This is a genomic window from Kitasatospora sp. NPDC059747, from assembly GCF_042732955.1.
Classification (GTDB): Bacteria; Actinomycetota; Actinomycetes; order Streptomycetales; family Streptomycetaceae; genus Kitasatospora.
On sequence record NZ_JBHWGV010000025.1, the window covers coordinates 27060 to 45073 of the forward strand.

Below are 18014 nucleotides of genomic sequence, written 5' to 3' on the forward strand. Positions count from 1 at the left end.
GCGCGGCCCCGGCCCCGCAACCCCCCCCCGCCCGCGGCGCGCCCGCCGCCCGCCGCGGGGGGGCCCGGCGCCGGGCGCCGGGGGCGCCCCGGCAGGGGATCGACTCCCCTGCCGGGCCCCCGTCCTGGCGTCAGGGCCGCAGGGTGGGGGCGGTCACGATCGCCTTCAGGTGGTCCAGGTCGAGCGCGGGGTCGCCGGGCCGGTAGGTGTAGGCGTTCTCGCCGTTCCACTCCGAGATCCGCACCTGGCCGCCGTCCGGCGTGTGCACCGCGGCCGTCCAGTGCAGGATCGGGTTCGTCGCGGTCTTGCCGTTGCCGAAGCGGTTCGTGACGACGAGCGTCCCGTCGGGCTGCTTCTCCCGGACCTCCAGCGGGGTCGGCAGGTTGTCGTCCATCGACCTGAGGTCGTCCTGGCCCCGCTTGGACGGTGCGTCCCCGCCGACCATCAGCATGCTCGTGCGGCCGTCGACGGTGACGGTCAGCACGCCGTGTTCCGGGTCCTGGCCCTCGACCTTCGCGCCGGCGGGCAGCAGCGGGACCACCTTCGCGAGCAGGTCCGCGTTCGACGGGGCGCTCGCGGACGGGGTCGGCGCCGGGGCGGCGCCCGGTGCCGGCGCGTCCTTGACCGGGCTGAGCGCGGCGAACACCCGGAACCACTCCATCGAGCACACCAGGGCGGTCAGTTGGGCGTCGTTCAGCGGCGGGTCCGGGCGGTTCGCCGTGGCGGGCTGCCCGTTGTACTCGATGACCTGGATCCGGTTGCCGTCCGGGCGCGCCAGGGTGGCCCGCCACTCCCGTCCGCCCGGGGTGGTGGTCGTGCGCAGCTTGTCGATCGCGATCGCGGCTCCGTCGGGCCGGACGGTGCGCCGGCAGGAGTCCTGCGGCGTCTGGAACGGGTCCATGCAGACCGCTCCCGCCTCGGGCCGCAGGTTCGTCCGGTCCACGAAGGCCTCGATGATGCTCGCCCCCGCCCCGTCGTCGAACAGCAGGGTGACCGCGGTCTGGTGTCCGTGGAGCATCGTCGTCGGATCGCCGCCTCCGAGCGGCGTGACGGTGCCCTTCGGCAGCAGGCCGCCGACCAGCGCGACCAGTTCGTGCGCCGACATCGGCTGCTCCGGCGCCGGGTCGGCGGGCCCGACCGCGCCGCGGGACGCCCCCCGGTCGACCGCCGCGAAACCGCCCACCCCGGCCAGCACCAGCACCGCGAGGGCGCTCGCGGCGACCGCGCGCCGGCGGCGGCGCCAACGGCGGCCGCGCTGCTCGGCGACGGCGGCCAGGGTGTGCTGCACCGGCTCGGGGGCCAGTTCGGCGGCACCGCGCAGGGCGCGGGCGAAACCGTCCTCGAACATGTCGTCAGTGGGCATGGCGCAGCACCGCCTTCTCGGAGGAGGGGTTGGGTCCGCCGGTTCCGTTCGCACTTCTCGTCGTACCGGTGCCGGCCGTGTCCGTGGATCCGCCGAGGACGGCGTCGATGTCGTCGCCCAGGACTCCGCGCAGGCGGGCGAGGGCCCGGCGGCAGCGCGCGCGGACGACGGTGCCGCTCAGCCGAAGCGCGGCGGCCGTCTCCTCGACGCTGCGGTCCTCCCAGAAGCGCAGCACCAGCACGGCGCGGTCCGACGCCGGGAGTTCGGCGAGGGCGCGCAGCAGCGTCAGCCGCAGCGCCGGGTCCGGGTCCTGCACGCCGACCTCGGGGAACTCGTCGGTGACGCGCTCGGAGGCGCTGCGCTTGCGGCGGTACGACAGGAACGTGTTGACCAGGACGGTCTGCGCGTAGCCGCTGGGGTTGTCCAGCCGGGAGATCTTCCGCCACTTGACGAAGATCCGGCCGAGCGCCTCCTGCACGAGGTCCTCGGCGAGGTGGACGTCACCGCCGGTGAGGAGGAAGGCGGTCCGGTGGAGGTGCCGGGCGCGGGAGGCGACGAAGTCCGGGAAGTCCGGCCGGGGTGGCTCGGCCGGGGCGTCCGGATTCGATGATTGATCCATACCTTGGTAACGCGGTGGGGGCCGAGGCGTGTGACAGCATGATCGTCAGACGATCGTACGGATGTGCGTGCACCCCGAAGTGCGCACACATCCGTACGTCCGGGCCAGGGGTCGGGCCGGGGTCGGGCCGGGGGTCAGGTCACGGTTCAGGCCGGGGACGGGCCGGGGCTCAGGCCAGGGCGAGGAACAGCTTCTCCAGCTCCGCCTCGGTCATCGGCGCACCGTCCTCGTCGGCCGCCGCCATGCACTGGCGCATACCGCTGGCGACGATCTTGAACCCGGCCCGGTCGAGGGCCCGGGACACCGCGGCGAGCTGGGTCACGACGTCCTTGCAGTCGCGGCCCGCCTCGATCATCGCGATCACACCGGCCAGCTGGCCCTGCGCGCGACGCAGCCGGTTCAGGACCGCGCCGACCGCCTCCTCGTCCACCTGCATGTCCGGGCCACCTTTCACGTCGGCTGTCGACTGGCCAGTGTACCCGGTGGGGTATCCGGGCCGGGGCCCCGGCCGGCCACCGCCCTCAGCGCCTCGCCAGGCGCCGCTCGCCGCCGGCACCGGTCGCGTACGGGAGTTCGTAGTGCGCGAAGACGGCGGGCTCGTCGACGGCGGGCAGGACGTCGTCCGTGCCGATCGCGGGCGCCTGCTTGACGACGCTCTTCGGGAACGCGACCTTGACGTAGCCCGGTCCGACCACGGCCCCGTCCAGCGGGACGAAGACCAGCCGGCGCCCGGACATCACGCCGACCGTCACGGTCGCGAAGAAGGGCTCGTCGGTGGACGTCTCCACGTACACGGACTCCAGCGAGCCGATCCGGCCGCCCTTCTCGTCCACGACCGCCTGGCCGCGCCACTCCCGGATGTCCGCCATGCCGATCACCATGACCCGTCCGCCTTCCCGTCGACGACCTGGGACTCCCATCCTCCGCCGGAAGCCCCGGCTACGCCCGACGAGCGATCCGCTCACCCGAGCGGGTGACAGCACGGGCATGGAGTCGGCGACGGGAGCAACACGGGGAGCACGGGCGATCGGTGCTCGCACGACCACCGGCCCTGAGCGCGGGACCACCTACCGCCGGGCCCAGTCCGGGGCCCAGGTGGCGCCCTCGGGGCGGGCGTCCGGAATGGCGGCGAGGTGGGTGCGGAGCGCCCGCAGGGCGGGGTGCGGGTTGTCGCGGTGCCAGATCAGCGAGTGCGGGTAGACCGGGACCGGGTCGTGCACCGGGACGCGGCGCAGGTCGTGGCCGGCGGGCCAGACCAGGCGGGTGCGGGCTCCGGCCAGGGTGGCCAGGCCCGGGGTGTCGGCGATGACGTCGAGCAGCGCGTCGGAGCCGAAGTTGGGGCCGGTGCCCTCAATCGTGAGCCCGAACGCGGCGCAGAGGTCGTCGTAGTAGGCGCCCCACTCGGTGCCGGGCGCGCTGCCGGGGATCCAGATGCGGTGGCCGGCGAGCCCGGCGAGCGTCACCGAGCGGGCGTTCGCGAGGGCGTGGCCCGGGCCGGTGAGCAGGTCGTGGGGCTCGTCGAGGACGTGCGCCGTCGCGATCTCCTCGGGCAGCTCCCGGCCGGGGGCGAGGACGGCGCGGAAGGAGGCGTCGATCGTCCCGGCCAGGAGCGCGGCGACGGCGTCGTCGGCGGTGTGCAGGTGCACCACGTCGAGCTCGACGTCCGGGTGGGCGCGGTGGAAGTCCCGCAGCAGTCCCGACGGGGCGATCCGGGAGGCGATCACGTCGACGCGCAGCGCGCGGCTGCCCGGCCGCACCGAGGCGGCGGCCCGCTCCGCGACGCGCAGGAGCTCGCGGGCGTGGGGCAGGAACGCCTGTCCGTCGATGGTGAGTTCGGCGCCGCGCGGGGTCCGGTGGAACAGCCGCACCCCGAGGTCCTGCTCCAGCGCGGCGACGCGCTTCGAGACGGCCTGCTGGGTGACGGCCAGCTCGGCGGCGGCGTCCTGGAAGCTGCCCGCCGTGGCCGCGGCCACGAAGGTCCGTACGGCGTTGAGGTCCATGCCGCGAAGCCTAAGGGCACAACGGATGGTTGTACGGTGCCGGGCCCGCGGTTGTTTGATCCCTGGTGGGGCGGGCCGGTTTGATGCTCCCGGTCGCCATTCGGTTGTACCGCCGGTGGTTCCGGTCCGAGAGGGGTGCGCGGGGGATGTGGGGCAGGAAGTCCTTGGGCGGGCAGTCCTTGAACGGGCAGTCCTTGAGCGGGCGGTCCTTGAGCGCGAAGGCGCCGGGGAGGCAGTCGCTCGGGAGGGCGTTCGGCTGGCTCTGGGCCGCGTACGGCACGAGCGCGATGGGCACCCGGCTGGCATTCGGGGCGTTCCCGTTCATCGCCGTCCACCTGCTGCACGCCGGGGCGTCGGCCGTCGCCGGGCTCGCGGCGGCGGGCGCGGCGGTCGGCGCGGTCGTGGCCGTGCCGCTCGGGCCGTGGGTGGAGTTCCGGCGCAAGCGGCCGGTCATGATCGGGATGGACCTGCTCCGCTGCGCGGCGCTCCTGAGCATCCCCGCCGCCCACGCGCTCGGGTGGCTCGGTTTCGGCCAATTGCTGGCGGTGTCGGTGGCCGTCGCGGCGGCGGACATCACCTTCGGGGCGGCCTCCGGCGCGTACCTCAAGAGCATCGTCCCGCCGGAGGGGCTGCTGGCCGCCAACGCCCGCTTCGAGTCGACGATGTGGACGACGACCGTCCTCGGGCCGCCGCTCGGGGGCGCGGCGGTCGGGCTGCTCGGCCCGGTCGCGACCGTCGCGGCGGACGCGGTCAGCTACCTGCTCTCGGCCCTCGGCATCCGGGCCATCGGCGGCCGGGAGGCGCGGCCCCCGCGCGGCGGCTCCGCGCGCCTGCGAGCCGGGGAGCTGCTCCAGGGCTGGCGGTTCGTGCTCGCCGATCCGGAGCTGCGGCCGCTGTTCCTCAACACCGTGCTGGTGAACGCCCTGATCATGGCCACCGAGCCGGTGCTCACCGTCCTGCTGCTCGGGCCGCTCGGGTTCGCGCCGTGGCAGTACGGCCTCACCTTCGCCGTCCCGTGCCTCGGCGGGCTGGTCGGCTCCCGGCTGTCCGGGCCGCTGGTCGCCCGGTTCGGGCGGCGCCGGGTCCTGCTGGTCTCCGGGACGCTGCGGGCGTGCTGGCTGCCGGGGCTGGTCCTCGTCGGTCCCGGCGGGCCCGGGATGCTGCTGGTGATGGCCGTGGAGTTCGGGATGATCCTCTGCATCGGGGTGTTCAACCCGGTGTACTCCACCCACCGGCTGGAGCGGGTCGCGCCGGATCGGGCCGCCCGCGTGCTCACCGCGTGGTCGGTGAGCGCCAAGGCCGCGACGGCCGTGCTCACCGCGCTGTGGGGCGCGCTCGCGGGGGTGACCGGTCCGCGGGCCGCGCTCGGCCTCGCCGGGCTGTGCCTGCTCGCGACCCCGTTGCTGCTCCCCCGGCGCGGGCGGGCGGCGGAGCCCGTACCGGCGGCGTCGGCGGTTTCGGGAGCTTCGGGAGCTTCGGGGGCTTCGGGGGCTTCGGGGGTCTGAAGGCTGCTCCGGCGGGTGGTGCCGGGTCGTGCTGTCGGGGGCCTGGGTACCGGTCCGATGGTGGTGCCTGCTCCAGGGTAATTGGGGGGCTGGCCCTATCGCCCCGGGCTTGGCGGCGCGACTACCGTCCCTCGTGTACGGAATTTCGGACGACAGGGGGGTTGGACATGGGGTCGCAGCACCGGTACGTCGGGGCGGTCGTGGTCGCCGGGGCGGCCGCACTGGCCGTCGCGGCTCTCGGCGGCTGCTCGCCGACGAAGAGCAGCTTCCAGGACGACGCGACGGTCTCCGACCGGATCACCGCCGTCCGACTGGACACCGACGCGGGGAACGTCACCGTGGAGGGCAGGCCGGGGGCCACGCAGGTGTCGGTCCACCGGTCCGTCGAGTACGGGCACGGCAAGCCCGACGGCACCACGCGGGTGGAGAACGGCACGCTGGTGCTCGGCGGCTGCGGGGACGACTGCTCGGTCGGCTACACGGTCGAGGCCCCGGCCGGGCTGCCGATCAGCGGCCGGACGTCGGCCGGGGAGATCCGGCTCTCCCGGGTCGGCGAGGTCGCCGTGCACACGAGCGCCGGCGGCATCACGCTCGACGACGTCGGCGGGCCGGTCGACGTCCACACCTCCAGCGGCAGCATCGTGGGCACCACCCTGCGGGGCGAGCGGATCCAGGCCCGCACCAGCAACGGCGACATCCGGCTGACCCCGGCCACCGCGCAGGACATCACGGCCAGAACGTCCAACGGCGCCATCACGGTGACGGTCCCGGCCGCCGCCTACCACGTGAGCACGTCGACGAGCCACGGGAACATACGCGTCGGGGTCGGGGACGACCCCGGCGGGCGCTACCGGCTCGACCTCACGACGTCCAACGGCGACATCACCGCGGCAACGGGCTGAGGAGTCCCCCGGCGACGGGAGCCTCCGCGGCACCGAGGAACTCCTCGACCAGGCCGACGAACCGCTCCGGCTCCTCCACCCACATCCGGTGGCCGGAGCGGGCCAGCACCTCCAGCCGAGCCCGGGGGTGGCAGGCGGCCACGGCCCGGGCCGGGTTGGTGCCGATCATGCCGTCGAACGCACCGGCCAGGACCAGGACGGGCGTCGCGGCGGCGGCGAAGCGGGCCAGCCGGTCGCGGAGTTCCTCCGGGGCGGCGGAGCCGGCGTAGAAGGCCTCGCGGTACCACGGCAGCGAACAGGCGTGCTCCGGGCGGTACTCGGCGGCGGTGTCCGCGGTCCAGGTGTGCCAGAAGAAGGGCAGGATGCGGCGCTGCAGCGCCGCCGCTCCGGCGGCGCCCGCACCGCCCTCGGCGAGCAGGCGGTCGGCCTCGGCGGCGTCCGCGTACCAGGGCTCGCCGGAGCGCGAGGCCCGCAGGGCCGCCAGTTCGGCCTCGTCGGCCTCGCGCGCCGCCCGGCCGACGGGTGCGGCGAGCACGGCCCGGCGGACACGGTCGGGGTGGGCGGCCAGGTACTCCTGCGCGGTGAGGCAGCCCGCCGAGTGGGCGAGCAGGTCGATCCGTTCCAGGCCGAGGTGCCGGCGCAAGGCCTCGACGTCACGCGCCTGGTGGACGAAGGACACGGTGTCCCGGTCCGCCGGTACGTCGGAGTGCCCGGTCCCGCGCGGGTGCACGAGCACCAGGGTGCGCCGCCGGCCGAGGCCTCCGAGGTCGCCGAGGTACCCCGGGGCCATCCCGGGCCCGCCGGGCAGGACGACCAACGGCTCGCCCCGGCCCGCACGTTGGCAGCTGATCCGGGACCCGTCGTAGGAGGTGTACGAGAGGAAGGTCGACATACGGCAAACGATCACACGCCGGGGCCGCGGCCGTCCCCGCGTTCCACATATTGGTCCAGACCAGTAGGCGGCCAAGGGCTGGTGACGGACCTTCAGAGCCAGCCTCGCTCCTTGGCGCGGAGACCGGCCTCGAACCGGCTGCGCGCGCCGAGGCGGGCCATCAGGGCGGCGGTGTTGCGGCGGACGGTGCGGACGGAGAGGGCCAGCCGGTTGGCCACCGCCTCGTCGGTCAGGCCCTGGCTGAGGAGGTCGAGCAGACCGCGCTCGTGACGGGTGAGTTCGTCGCTGCGTGTGCCCGGCACGGCCTCGCCCCCGGCGACGCCGGCAGCGCCACCGGGGGCGACCAGCGGCTCGGCCGTCTCCCAGACGGCCTCGAACAGGGCCCGCAGCGCGGCGACCACACCGGGGGCGGTGATCAGGACGGCGTCCAGGCAGTCCGGGTCCAGCGTCGCCGGGACTATCGCCGCCGTCCGGTCGAAGACCAGCATCCGGCGCAGCGGCGTGACCGGGACGGTGCGGATCTCGGCGCCGTGCGCGGTCAGGACCCGGGCGTAGGCGAGGCTCGGCTCGTGCCGGCGCACGCTGTCCGGGTACACCGAGCGCATCCGGATGCCGCGCGCGAGACCTTCGAGGGTGAGCCCCAGTGCGTTGGTGGTCGCGACGGCGCCGCTGGTCCGGGTCTGGAACGAGATCGTCTCGAACCGGTTCCCGCGGGCGAGTTGTTCGATCCGGGCGACGACGGTGTCCTGGCCGATCAGCCGCTCGGTGTCGCGGTGGCGGATGCCCGGTTCGGCCATGGCGTACTCGGTGAGGAGCCGGGTGACGGTCGTCCGGGTGCGGTCGAACTCCGCCTGCTGGGCGAGGAGTCGGGCCTCCTGGCGGGCCAGCAGCGCGCGCAGGCCCTCGCTGGGGTCGGCGAGGCACAGCGGGCCGGGCTCCGCCGGGTCGGCGCAGCCGGTCGCGGAGCCCGCGGGCGGCGAGACGGCGGGCAGCGCGGTGAGTGGCTCGCTCGGTGGCCGGGCGGGCGACTCTGCGGACGATGCGGCCGGTGGGTCGGCTGGCGGATCGGCCGGCGGATCGGCCGACGGCCATGCGATCGGTTCCGGCCGTGTCCGGATGGACGGCCTGAGCAGCCCCGCCGCGACGAGCCGGTCCAGTGCGTCCCCGACCTGCCCGGCCGTCAGGCCCAGCCGCGCGGCGATCTCGGCGTGGTGCGTCACGCCCTCACCCAGCATCAGTCCGTACACGGCCCCGGCGTCCCGCCCGAGGCCCAAGCCCTCGTACACCCTCTGACCTCCCCCGATGTCCCCCGCTGGCGCGATCCTGCCACTGGCCGGATGCTGCCCGCCGGCGATCTTCCCACAGCACGCCACGGGCCGTCAGACTCTCGTCCGCCGCCAACCGCACCCTGGCGCGGCACGCCCGAAGGCCGTAGGAGGAAGTCCCATGTCCCAGCCCGCCTCAAGCCCCGCCCCCAGGCCCGGACGCGCCCTCCGGGTGCTGCTGGACTGGGGGCCGACGCTGCTGTTCAACATCCTCGCGCCGGTGCTGACGTTCAACGCGCTCAGCGGGCACGGCACGTCGGACGTCAACGCCCTGCTGATCTCCTCGGCCTGGCCGGTCGCCGACCTCGGCGTGTACTTCCTGCTGCACCGCAGGCTCGACGAGTTCGGGATCTTCACCCTGGTCACGCTCGTCCTCGGGGCGCTCAGCGCGCTCGCGTACAACACCACCGAGCTGATCTTCATCAAGGACTCCGCGCTGACCGGTCTGATCGGCCTCGGCTTCCTCGCCACGCTGTTCGCGCCGCGCCCGGCGATGTTCTACTTCGGCCGCAAGTTCGCCGCCGGCGGCACCGCCGAGGGCGTCGAGCGCTGGAACGGCCTGTGGGTGCACGAGGGCTTCCGGCGGGGCCAGCGGCTGCTGACGGTCATCTGGGGCGTCGCGTTCGTCGTGGAGTCGGCGCTGCGGATCGCGCTGACCTACGTGCTCTCGACCAAGGCCATGGTCACCGTGAGCAGCGTCATGCCGTGGGTGTTCCTCGGCGGCCTGATCTTCTTCACCATCACCTGGGGCCGCCGCCGCCAGGCCCGGATGCAGGAGGCCCTGGGCCTGTCGGACGACCGGATGCCCGCCCCGCCTACCGCCTGAGTCGCCCGGCCGCCGTGGCGCGCTGGTGCTCGGCGTACCGGCGGAGCACCGGCTGGAGGTAGTCGACCTGCGGGCCGGCCAGTGCGGCGGCCTCCTCGGGCGTGGCGATGAGGGCCATCCCGTCGAACTCCGGCTCGACGCCGCGCGAGCGCTCGTCGGCGAGCATCGCCTCGAAGTCCTCGCGCAGCGCGACGGCCGAGCGCGGCGGGGCCAGGTAGAGGACGCCGACGTTGCCGTTGGTGGTGTGGACGACGATCCACCGGCTCAGCGCCCCGGGGTCCGTGTCGCCGCCCGTCTCCTCCAGGAGTTCACGGGCGGCGTGGCGCTGGAGGGCCGGTTCGTCGAGGAGGTCGTCGCCGGTCGGCGGTTCGACGTTGCCACCGGGCAGGCCCCAGCGGCCGGGGTGCGCGGTCGGCCCCGCCATCCGGCCGACCAGCACGCGGCCGTCGTCGGCCGGCTGGACGACGGCGACGAACAGGGCCGGCAGCCAGCCGGTCGCACCGGGCACCCGGCGCAGGACGAACTGCCGGTAGGTGGTGCGGGCCCAGCCGAGTTCGAGGTCCTGCGGACCGTCCGGCCGCAGGCCCGCGCAGACGGCGACCGGGCCGTCGAAGAACGTCGGGTTGGCCCGCACCGCCTCGGCCCAGGCGCGGTCCATCGCCGTCCGCTCCTCCGGTGTGAGGTCGGGGGCGGCGGTCTCGACGAGGCGGATCCCGGTGGGCGCCAGGATCTCGACCTCGGCGGGGGCGGGCTGTCGTTCGGTCACGCGGCACATGCTGGCACAGGCCGTGCCACCAGGCCGAACCCGGCGTGGAGCGCATGCGGCCGATCACCGCGCCCGCCCGGTGATCGGCGCGCGAACCGGCGCGGTGCGACGGGCCCGCACGGGCGCAGCGCAGACGCACACCGCCCGGCGCGGCGCATACACATCACGCCCGGCGCACGCGGCGCCCGCTCCGCGCGCACCCCCACCGAGCGCCGGTCCCGCTTTCCCCCGACCCGATCCATACGGCACCCTGATGCCGCCCGCCTTGCCCGCCCGCGCAACGCTTTGCCACCGTGGTGAGGTGAGCGCGGCGGAACGGGGTGGACGCATGAACGGGCTCGGCGAGCGGACGGCCCCGGTCGTCGACCCCACGGACACCCCGCGGATCACGATCCTCGACGGGCGGTACCAGCTGGCCGTCCACGGCCTGGCACGGGCGGACGACGCGTTCGCCGTCGCGTACTCGGTGACCCCGCCCATGCCCGGCGACCTGCACATCCCCTCCCCCGTCGCCTCCCGGCTGTCCCTCCGCCTGGAAGCCGACGACGACCTCGGCCACCGCTACACCGGCACGGGCGGCGCCCACGGCCTGAGCGCCGACGGGCTGCGCACGGAGGGGACGGTCTCCGGGCAGCCCGCCGTCGCCGCGGAGGCCGCGGAGCTCAGGGTGCGGCTGGTCTTCCGCCGCGGCCCGGAGGAGTACGCCTACCGGCTCGCGTTCCCGCTCCCACTCCCGCCGGAGGCCTGAGCGGCGGCCGAGACCCGGCCCGCATCACGCCGAAGGCCAACACCCTTTGTCAGAGGGCGACTTGGGTCTCGGCACGCTCACGGATGTACTCGTCCGGGTGCGTTCTGGCGATCTCCACCGCGCGCTCCACGAGCGGGTGCAGCTCGGCCGGGTACGCGCGCGGGACGAGCGGCAGCCCGGGGAGGATGCTGCGGCGGACGTCCTGGTCCTCATTGGCGACGAACTCCCGCAGCGCGGCCTCGTGCCACGCGTTGCGCACGCTCGCGCCGTCGTCCGGGTCGGTCCAGCGGTCGCCGGCCGAGAGCGCCGTCCAGTACCAGGCCCGCGCCGCGCCCGCGCGCTCCTCGTCCGTGCCGGTCCGCAGCCGGGCGAGCAGCGCCATCCGGACCCGGCGCCGGCCGAAGCCCGTCAGGGCGGGCTCGACGAACCGCCGGTTGAAGCTCGGGTTCGGGTCGTAGACCGCGGCGTTCAGCAGCGCCTCGAAGTACTCCTCGGGGAGTTCGGCCCGTCCGGCGAGCGCCTTGTGGACCTCCCAGCGCCCCGCGTCCGTGAAGTCCGCCCCCGGCGCGACCTCGATGTCGAGCAGTCGGAGCAGGTCGGCCAGACGTTCCTCGAACGCGCGTGATCCGCGCCTCGCGCTCCCCGGCCACGGCCGGAGACCCCGCACCTCGCCCGCCGTTTCGTTCGCTTCCACGAGCCCCTCCTCATTCTGAGTCACCGGCACACTACTCGCTGCACATCCGTTCGGAGGGTGTTTTCGCGCAGGCCGGGGGCCCGATCGGCGCCGCCGGACCGGGATTGACGAGCCCTCACCCCTTCCATCACCCTTCCACTAATCGAATAGTGAAAGGGTACTTTCCCGATGCACGCGGTCCTCTCGCCAGCCCGCCCGATCCACCCCGACCCCCAGCCGTTCCCCGGCCTCCTCGCGCGGCGGCTCGCCGTCCTGCGCCGCCCCGCCGTCCTCGCCTGGGGACTGGCCGCCGGCTTCGCCGCCCTCTACGCGTGCGTCGGCGTCAACAGGCACCGCCGCGGCCTCACCAAGGCCTACGACCTGGGCATCTTCGAACAGGCCATCCGCGCCTACGCACACGGCCGGGCGCCGGTCGTGCCGCTCAAGGGGCCCGGCTACCACCTGCTCGGCGACCACTTCCACCCGCTGATCGCCACCCTCGCCCCGCTCTACCGGGCCTTCCCGACCCCGGTCACGCTGATCGTCGCCCAGGCGCTGCTCATGGCCCTGGCCGTCGTCCCGCTCACCCGCTGGGCGCACGAAGCGGCCGGACCCCGGGTGGCCCTCGCCATCGGCTGCGCCACCGGGGCCTCCTGGGGGATCGTCCGGGCGGCGGCCGACGACTTCCACGAGATCGCCTTCGCCGTCCCGCTGCTTGCCTTCGCCGTCACCGCGCTCGGCCGGCGCCGCCCGCTGGCGGCCGCGCTGTGGTCGCTGCCACTGCTGCTGGTCAAGGAAGACCTCGGCCTGACCGTCGCCGCGGTCGGCGCGCTCATCGCCTGGCAGGCCAGGCAGGACCACCGCAGCCCGGCACCCGGCCTGGCCCTCGCGGCGGCCGGCCTCGCCGCGACCGCCCTCACCGTGCTCGTCATCCTGCCGTCGTTCAACCCCACCGGCGGCTTCGACTACTGGCAGCAGGTGGACGGCGGCGGACACCCCTCGGCCGGAGCCATGGCCGCGCGGCTGGTCTGGCCCCCGGTCAAGTGGCTGCTGCTGTTCCTGCTCGCCGCCACTGCCGGCTTCCTCGGCCTGCGCTCGCCGCTCGCCCTGCTCTGCGTGCCCACCCTGGCCTGGCGCCTGCTGTCCGCCAACCCCAACTACTGGGGCGTCAGTTACCACTACAGCGCCGTGCTGATGCCGATCGCGGTCGGCGCCCTCATCGACGTCATCCGGCGGGCCGACCGCCGCCGGATCCGGCGCGCGCTCGCCGTCAGCGCCCTGGTGACGGCCGTGACACTGCCGCTCTACCCGCTGCACGAGGTCGTGATGCCCGAGGCCTGGCGGACCTCGCCGCGCCTCACCGAGACCCGGGCGATGCTCGGCCTGATACCCGACGACGCCACCGTCGCCTCGTCCAACCGGCTGGCGGCGCAGCTCACCGACCGGGCGGTCGTCACCCTGGTCTGCCGGCCGCCGGACGGTCCGGGCCCGGAGTGGGTCGCCGTCGACCTGCACGACCCGACCGTCCAGTCGCCGTGCGCCATCGCCGCCACGCTCCACATGGTGACGGAGTACCGGGAGCGCGGGTACCGGCCGCTGATCGACCAGAACGGCCTGCTCCTGCTGAAGCGGCCGTGACCGGCCGGAGCCGCGCCGATCGACCCGAGCCGCCGTCCGGCCGGAGGCTCTCCCGGACCCCCCGGGTCCGGCTTGACCCGCGCGGCGCGGTGGGCCACCATTCCACTATTGAACTAGTGAAAGGCCGCAACGGGGTGATCGAGTACCGCATCGAGCGGCGCAGCGGCGTCTCCACCTACCAGCAGATCGTGCAGCAGACCAAACAGGCCCTGCGGCTGGGCCTCCTGCAGCCCGGGGACAAGCTGCCGACCGCCCGCGAGGTGGTCGAGCTGACCGCGATCAACCCCAACACCGTGCTGAAGGCCTACCGCGAACTCGAACGCGAGGGCCTGGTCGAGCCCCGGCCGGGGCTCGGCACCTTCGTCCGGCGCTCGCTCGCCCGGCCGGAGGCGGCCGCCGACGGGCCACTGCGCGCCGACCTGGTCGGCTGGGTGGACCGGGCCCGGGAGGCCGGGCTGGAGCGCGAGGACATGGCCGCGCTGATGGCATCCGTTCTGGAGCAACGCTTCGGCACCGGGGTCTCCCCGGCACCGCCGAACTGAGAACTACCTGTGGGGGACCGGGTGAACGACCCGATGAACATACCGCCGGCCGAAACGCCCCTCGAAGCGGCGGCAGCCGAACCGGCGGCATTGGAGGCCACCGGCCTCGGCAAGCAGTACAAGGGGGAATGGGCGCTGCGCGGCTGCGACTTCACCGTCCCGGCCGGCCGGATCTGCGGGGTGGTGGGCCCCAACGGCGCGGGCAAGAGCACCCTGCTCGGCCTCGCCGCCCGTCTGGTCGCCCCGACCGAAGGCGGGCTCCGGGTCTTCGGCGAACCCGGCGCGACGGCCGAACTGCGCGCCCGCGTCTCGTACGTGGCGCAGGACAAGCCCCTCTACCCGGGCTTCACGGTGGCCGAGACGCTGCGGATGGGCCGCGAGCTCAACCCCGCCTGGGACGACGAGGTGTCCCACCGGATCGTCGAACAGGGCGAGTTGAGGATGCGGGCGCGGATCGGCTCGCTCTCCGGCGGCCAGCGCACCCGGGTCTCGCTGGCGCTCGCCCTCGGCAAGACGCCCGACCTGCTGCTGCTCGACGAGCCGATGGCCGACCTCGACCCGCTCGCCCGCCACCAGCTCATGGGCACGCTCATGGCCGAGGCCGCCGACCGCGGCACCACCATCGTGCTCTCCTCGCACATCCTCCCCGAACTCGACGGCGTCATCGACCACTTGCTGCTCGTCCAGCGCGGCCGCATCCGGCTGGCCGGGGACCTCGACGACATCCTCGACGGGCACCGGCTGCTCACCGGCCCCGCCGAGGCGCCCGCCCCGCCCGCCGACGTCCTGGTCGAGCGGCGCGTCGGCGGACGCCGGGCCACCGCGCTCGTGCGCACCGACGCGCCGCCGGACGGACCGTGGGAGGGCGAGCGGCCGAGCCTGGAGGACCTGCTGCTCGGCTACCTCCGCTCCCCCGCCGCCGGACAGCCGTCCGCCACCCTGAATGACGAGGCCGCCGCATGAGCGAACGAAGTGAGCGAATCATCAAGAGGTGCGCATGGGCGAAGGCCCCTGCCGAGCGAAGCGAGGCGGGAGCATGAGCACGAACGTCCTGCCCGACCGGGCCGCCACGTCCACGGCCCCGCGCCCGGCCGCCGGGCGGATACGCGGCCTGACGTGGGTGGTGCTCCGCCAGAACCGCGCGCTCCTCCGGACGATGGGCGTCCTACTGGTCCTGGCGGCCGCCGATCTGCTCTGGATCCACATCGCCAGCCAGCACACCATCGGAATTCTCCGGAGGACCGGCTGCTACAGCCCCTCGAGCTGGAACAGCACCCAGTGCTGGACCCTGCTCGCCCCCATCAACCGGCCGACGTTCTGGTACGTGCAGGTGCTCCAGCCCGTCGTCACGGCGATCCCGCTGCTGGTCGGCGTCTTCGTCGGCGCGCCGATGATCGCCCAGGAGCACGAGCGCGGGACGATCCGCCTCATCCGCTCGCAGTCCGTCCACCCGCTGCGGTGGCTCGCGGTCCGGCTCGCCGTGCCCGGCCTCGCCGTGCTGGCCACCACCGGCGTCATCGCCGCGCTGATGAGCTGGGTCTGGTGGACGGACGTCGTCCACGGCCCGATCGCCTTCGACCCGCCGTTCCAGTTCTTCACCTACCCCGCCCTCGGGCCGGCGCCGGTGGCCTGGTCCCTGTTCGCCCTCGCGGTGGGCGCGCTGCTCGGCCAGTTGCTGCGCCGGACGCTGCCCGCGATGTTCGTCACGGCGGCCACGGTCGGGACGACCTTCGGCGTGATGAGCTGGGCCCGCCGGTACCTCTACCCGATCACGGACAAGGTGGTGCCGCTGCACGAGGCGCAGCCGACCAACGCGTGGCTGATCGACCACGGCGTGGTCATGGCCGACGGCACCCGGGTCAACGACGAGGTGTGCATCTCCGCGGACCACGTCTGCGACGGCGCCACCGCCTCCTGGATCAAGTACCACCCCTCCGCCGACCTCGTCCCCGTGCAACTCGTGGAGGCCGGGATCCTGCTGGCCCTCACCGCCGCCGTCCTGGTGGCCGTCTTCCGGCTGGCCCGGAAGTAGCCCGCCCGGGAGCCGTGCCGTCCCGACGCCCCGACGGCTGTGGCGCTCAGGCCGGGCGGCCGGGCGGGACGAGGCCGGACTGGTAGGCGATCGCGACGAGTTGGGCGCGGTCGCGGGCGTCGAGCTTGGCCATCGCGCGGTGCACGTGGGTGCGGACCGTGAACGGGCTCACGTACATGCGCTCGGCGATCTCCTCGTTGGTCAGGCCGGTGGCGGCCATCGACATCACCTCGCGTTCGCGGGCGGTGAGGACGGCGAGGCGCTCGGCGGTGACGGCGGCGGAGGCGGCCGGATCGGGCTGAGCGAGGAACTGGTCGATGACGGCCCGGGTGGCGGCGGGCGAGAGCAGGGCGTCGCCGGCGGCCACGGTGCGGACGGCGGCGAGGAGCTCCTTCGGGTCGGCGCCCTTGCCGAGGAAGCCGCCCGCGCCCGCGCGCAGCGCCTGGGCCACGTACTCGTCGATCTCGAAGGTCGTGAGGATGAGCACCTGGGTGCCGGCCAGTTCCGCGTCGCCGCAGATCGCCGCCGTCGCGCCGAGGCCGTCGGCGCCGGGCATGCGGATGTCCATCAGGACGATGTCCGGCTTGGTGGCGCGGGCGAGCTCCACCGCCTCGCGGCCGTCGGCGGCCTCGCCCACGACCTCCATGTCGTCCTCGGCGTCGATGAGGACGCGGAAGGCACCGCGCAGCAGGGCCTGGTCGTCGGCGAGCAGTACGCGGATGGTCATGGGCGGTCCTTGTCGGGTCGGGCGGAGTCCCGTCGGACGGCGTCGCACCAGCCGGCGACGGGACGGGCGGCGTCGGAGCGGCCGGTCTCCGGGTGGGAGGCATCAGGGATGGCGGCCTCCGGGCCCGGGTCGCGGGCGCCGGTGCGCAGCGGGAGTTCGGCGGTGACGAGGAACCCGCCGCCGGGGCGGGGGTCGGCGGCGAGGCGTCCGCCGACGGCGCCGGCGCGTTCGCGCATGCCGATGAGGCCGAAGCCGCCCTCGCCGGGGACCTGGCTGGGCAGCAGCACGGGCCGGCGGGCGGCGACCGGTGGCGGGCCGCCGTTGGCGACGGTCAGGGCGAGCCGGCTCTCGGTGTATCCGATGGTGACCTCGGCGCCGGCACCGCTCGCGTGCTTGGCCACGTTGGTCAGGGACTCCTGGAGGATCCGGTAGGCGGTGAGGTCGACGCCGGGCGACAGCGGCCTGGCCTCGCCCCGGACGCTGAGCCGCACCGGCAGGCCGGCCCGCTCGAAGGCGTTGATCAGGTCGGGGAGGCGGTCGAGGCCTGGGGTGGGTTCGAGCGGGGCCGGCTCCTCGGCACGGCGCAGCAGGCCCACGGTGGCGCGCAGCTCCTGGAGGGCGGAGCCGGTGGCGTCGGTGATGTGGCTGAGGACCTCGCGGGCCTGGGCGGGGTGGCGGTCCATGAGGTGGACGGCGATGCCGGCCTGGGCGTTGGCGAGGGCGATGTGGTGGGCGACGACGTCGTGGAGGTCGCGGGCGATCCGGATGCGCTCGTCGGCGACGCGGCGGCGGGCCTCCTCCTCGCGGGTGCGCTCGGCGCGTTCGGCGCGCTCCTCGATGGCGGCGAGGTGGGCGCGGCGGTTGCGGATGGAGTCCCCGAGAGCCCCGGGCAGCAGGGCCCAGGCGAGGACGCCGAGCCGCTCGCCGAAGTGGCCGCCGGCGTCGACGGCCAGCGAGGTCGCGGTGAGCACGACGGCCGTGACGATGGAGGCGCGCAGCGCGGTGGTGCGGTCCGTGCGGACGGCGAGGAAGTACAGCGCGCAGAGCAGCGGGGTGGCGAGGGCGGGGGTGAGCTTGGGGGTGGTCGGGGTCAGCAGGACGGAGCAGACGAGCGTGACCGCGACGACCGCGAGCGGGTGGCGGCGGTGGGCGAAGACGGCGACGACGGAGACCAGCGACAGGACGCCGGTGAGCGGGTTGAGGCCGTGGAAGTGGCCGCTCTGGTCGAGCGTCGCCCCGAAGGCGGTGGAGGTGACGAGAGCGGCGCCCCCGACGACGTCCATCAGTCGGGGGTGGTTCTGGCGCAGGCGCTGCCAGGTGGTGGTCATGGGTGCTCTCCGGGTCGCGGGTCGGGGGCCGTCGGCCCCATCGGGGGGGCGCTCGGCGGCCGGCCCCCCCAGCCAAGGTACTCGGTGGGGGTTCGAATCGGTGGCCCGGGCAACCGTGACCCCGGGGC

19 protein-coding genes are annotated in these 18014 nt (G+C 74.7%); 8 read left to right on the forward strand and 11 right to left on the reverse strand.

Going from position 1 to position 18014, the window contains the following annotated elements:
* Positions 1 to 130 precede the first annotated feature (130 nt).
* The 5 genes from ACFV4G_RS13725 to ACFV4G_RS13745 all read right to left on the reverse strand — a co-directional run bounded on the left by ACFV4G_RS13725 (position 131) and on the right by ACFV4G_RS13745 (position 3982).
* Positions 131 to 1363 (reverse strand): hypothetical protein, encoded by a 1233-nt coding sequence (locus ACFV4G_RS13725; protein WP_380439784.1) that lies wholly within the window; start codon positions 1361 to 1363, stop codon positions 131 to 133.
* Positions 1353 to 1982, reverse strand: coding sequence for a SigE family RNA polymerase sigma factor (locus ACFV4G_RS13730; RefSeq protein WP_380439786.1), 630 nt, complete (start codon positions 1980 to 1982; stop codon positions 1353 to 1355). Before ACFV4G_RS13730 ends, ACFV4G_RS13725 begins: the two co-directional genes overlap by 11 nt.
* Positions 1983 to 2151: 169 nt before the next feature.
* Positions 2152 to 2418, reverse strand: coding sequence for a metal-sensitive transcriptional regulator (locus tag ACFV4G_RS13735; RefSeq protein ID WP_329931520.1), 267 nt, complete (start codon positions 2416 to 2418; stop codon positions 2152 to 2154).
* 85 nt (positions 2419 to 2503) lie between these two features.
* Positions 2504 to 2851, reverse strand: a complete 348-nt coding sequence (locus tag ACFV4G_RS13740; protein ID WP_380439788.1) for a PRC-barrel domain-containing protein — start codon at positions 2849 to 2851, stop codon at positions 2504 to 2506.
* A gap of 198 nt (positions 2852 to 3049) precedes the next feature.
* Complete coding sequence (locus ACFV4G_RS13745; protein WP_380439789.1) at positions 3050 to 3982, reverse strand: LysR family transcriptional regulator; 933 nt, start codon at positions 3980 to 3982, stop codon at positions 3050 to 3052.
* Between the two features lie 209 nt (positions 3983 to 4191).
* On the opposite strand from ACFV4G_RS13745, the gene ACFV4G_RS13750 reads away from it, so the two are divergent.
* Positions 4192 to 5487: an MFS transporter gene (locus tag ACFV4G_RS13750; protein ID WP_380439791.1), complete on the forward strand. Its 1296-nt coding sequence runs from the start codon at positions 4192 to 4194 to the stop codon at positions 5485 to 5487.
* Positions 5488 to 5654: 167 nt separating this feature from the next.
* On the forward strand, positions 5655 to 6389 hold the full coding sequence (locus ACFV4G_RS13755; protein WP_380439793.1) for a DUF4097 domain-containing protein: 735 nt from the start codon (positions 5655 to 5657) through the stop codon (positions 6387 to 6389).
* Here ACFV4G_RS13755 and ACFV4G_RS13760 read toward each other — a convergent pair.
* On the reverse strand, positions 6370 to 7281 hold the full coding sequence (locus tag ACFV4G_RS13760) for an alpha/beta fold hydrolase (protein WP_380439795.1): 912 nt from the start codon (positions 7279 to 7281) through the stop codon (positions 6370 to 6372). The genes ACFV4G_RS13755 and ACFV4G_RS13760 overlap by 20 nt on opposite strands.
* A gap of 92 nt (positions 7282 to 7373) precedes the next feature.
* Complete coding sequence (locus ACFV4G_RS13765) at positions 7374 to 8567, reverse strand: LuxR C-terminal-related transcriptional regulator (protein ID WP_380439797.1); 1194 nt, start codon at positions 8565 to 8567, stop codon at positions 7374 to 7376.
* Positions 8568 to 8727: 160 nt separating this feature from the next.
* Here ACFV4G_RS13765 and ACFV4G_RS13770 point away from each other — a divergent pair, with 160 nt between their 5' ends.
* Positions 8728 to 9432 (forward strand): VC0807 family protein, encoded by a 705-nt coding sequence (locus tag ACFV4G_RS13770; RefSeq protein WP_380439799.1) that lies wholly within the window; start codon positions 8728 to 8730, stop codon positions 9430 to 9432.
* On the opposite strand, the gene ACFV4G_RS13775 is transcribed toward ACFV4G_RS13770, so the two are convergent.
* Positions 9422 to 10198, reverse strand: coding sequence for an NUDIX hydrolase (locus ACFV4G_RS13775; protein WP_380439801.1), 777 nt, complete (start codon positions 10196 to 10198; stop codon positions 9422 to 9424). The genes ACFV4G_RS13770 and ACFV4G_RS13775 overlap by 11 nt on opposite strands.
* A 328-nt stretch (positions 10199 to 10526) precedes the next feature.
* Between ACFV4G_RS13775 and ACFV4G_RS13780 the strand changes: the two genes are divergently transcribed.
* Positions 10527 to 10946 (forward strand): hypothetical protein, encoded by a 420-nt coding sequence (locus tag ACFV4G_RS13780; RefSeq protein ID WP_380439803.1) that lies wholly within the window; start codon positions 10527 to 10529, stop codon positions 10944 to 10946.
* A 49-nt stretch (positions 10947 to 10995) separates the two neighbouring features.
* Here the strand turns inward: ACFV4G_RS13780 and ACFV4G_RS13785 are convergent, their stop codons facing one another.
* Positions 10996 to 11640, reverse strand: coding sequence for a hypothetical protein (locus ACFV4G_RS13785; protein ID WP_380439805.1), 645 nt, complete (start codon positions 11638 to 11640; stop codon positions 10996 to 10998).
* A gap of 168 nt (positions 11641 to 11808) precedes the next feature.
* Here ACFV4G_RS13785 and ACFV4G_RS13790 point away from each other — a divergent pair, with 168 nt between their 5' ends.
* The 4 genes from ACFV4G_RS13790 (at position 11809) to ACFV4G_RS13805 (ending at position 15831) form a co-directional block, all read left to right on the forward strand.
* Positions 11809 to 13257 (forward strand): DUF2079 domain-containing protein, encoded by a 1449-nt coding sequence (locus ACFV4G_RS13790; RefSeq protein ID WP_380439807.1) that lies wholly within the window; start codon positions 11809 to 11811, stop codon positions 13255 to 13257.
* Between the two features lie 134 nt (positions 13258 to 13391).
* The gene (locus ACFV4G_RS13795; protein ID WP_380439913.1) at positions 13392 to 13799 is read left to right on the forward strand and encodes a GntR family transcriptional regulator; all 408 of its coding nucleotides are present in this window, start codon (positions 13392 to 13394) and stop codon (positions 13797 to 13799) included.
* A 33-nt stretch (positions 13800 to 13832) separates the two neighbouring features.
* Positions 13833 to 14762 (forward strand): ABC transporter ATP-binding protein, encoded by a 930-nt coding sequence (locus ACFV4G_RS13800; RefSeq protein WP_380439809.1) that lies wholly within the window; start codon positions 13833 to 13835, stop codon positions 14760 to 14762.
* Between the two features lie 73 nt (positions 14763 to 14835).
* On the forward strand, positions 14836 to 15831 hold the full coding sequence (locus ACFV4G_RS13805) for a hypothetical protein (RefSeq protein ID WP_380439811.1): 996 nt from the start codon (positions 14836 to 14838) through the stop codon (positions 15829 to 15831).
* Between the two features lie 46 nt (positions 15832 to 15877).
* Here the strand turns inward: ACFV4G_RS13805 and ACFV4G_RS13810 are convergent, their stop codons facing one another.
* Complete coding sequence (locus ACFV4G_RS13810; RefSeq protein ID WP_380439813.1) at positions 15878 to 16558, reverse strand: response regulator; 681 nt, start codon at positions 16556 to 16558, stop codon at positions 15878 to 15880.
* On the reverse strand, positions 16555 to 17886 hold the full coding sequence (locus tag ACFV4G_RS13815) for a sensor histidine kinase (protein ID WP_380439815.1): 1332 nt from the start codon (positions 17884 to 17886) through the stop codon (positions 16555 to 16557). The genes ACFV4G_RS13810 and ACFV4G_RS13815 overlap by 4 nt, the downstream gene beginning before the upstream one ends.
* Positions 17887 to 18014 lie beyond the last annotated feature (128 nt).

Excerpts from the sequence above, each read along its gene's own strand:
- ACFV4G_RS13770 (WP_380439799.1), top strand. The coding sequence starts at position 8,728 with ATGTCCCAGCCCGCCTCAAGCCCCGCCCCCAGGCCCGGACGCGCCCTC.
- ACFV4G_RS13810 (WP_380439813.1), bottom strand. The coding sequence starts at position 16,558 with ATGACCATCCGCGTACTGCTCGCCGACGACCAGGCCCTGCTGCGCGGT.
- ACFV4G_RS13755 (WP_380439793.1), top strand. The coding sequence starts at position 5,655 with ATGGGGTCGCAGCACCGGTACGTCGGGGCGGTCGTGGTCGCCGGGGCG.
- ACFV4G_RS13760 (WP_380439795.1), bottom strand. The coding sequence starts at position 7,281 with ATGTCGACCTTCCTCTCGTACACCTCCTACGACGGGTCCCGGATCAGC.
- ACFV4G_RS13740 (WP_380439788.1), bottom strand. The coding sequence starts at position 2,851 with ATGGCGGACATCCGGGAGTGGCGCGGCCAGGCGGTCGTGGACGAGAAG.
- ACFV4G_RS13780 (WP_380439803.1), top strand. The coding sequence starts at position 10,527 with ATGAACGGGCTCGGCGAGCGGACGGCCCCGGTCGTCGACCCCACGGAC.
- ACFV4G_RS13800 (WP_380439809.1), top strand. The coding sequence starts at position 13,833 with ATGAACATACCGCCGGCCGAAACGCCCCTCGAAGCGGCGGCAGCCGAA.
- ACFV4G_RS13735 (WP_329931520.1), bottom strand. The coding sequence starts at position 2,418 with ATGCAGGTGGACGAGGAGGCGGTCGGCGCGGTCCTGAACCGGCTGCGT.
- ACFV4G_RS13730 (WP_380439786.1), bottom strand. The coding sequence starts at position 1,982 with ATGGATCAATCATCGAATCCGGACGCCCCGGCCGAGCCACCCCGGCCG.
- ACFV4G_RS13805 (WP_380439811.1), top strand. The coding sequence starts at position 14,836 with ATGAGCACGAACGTCCTGCCCGACCGGGCCGCCACGTCCACGGCCCCG.
- ACFV4G_RS13725 (WP_380439784.1), bottom strand. The coding sequence starts at position 1,363 with ATGCCCACTGACGACATGTTCGAGGACGGTTTCGCCCGCGCCCTGCGC.
- ACFV4G_RS13815 (WP_380439815.1), bottom strand. The coding sequence starts at position 17,886 with ATGACCACCACCTGGCAGCGCCTGCGCCAGAACCACCCCCGACTGATG.
- ACFV4G_RS13790 (WP_380439807.1), top strand. The coding sequence starts at position 11,809 with ATGCACGCGGTCCTCTCGCCAGCCCGCCCGATCCACCCCGACCCCCAG.
- ACFV4G_RS13745 (WP_380439789.1), bottom strand. The coding sequence starts at position 3,982 with ATGGACCTCAACGCCGTACGGACCTTCGTGGCCGCGGCCACGGCGGGC.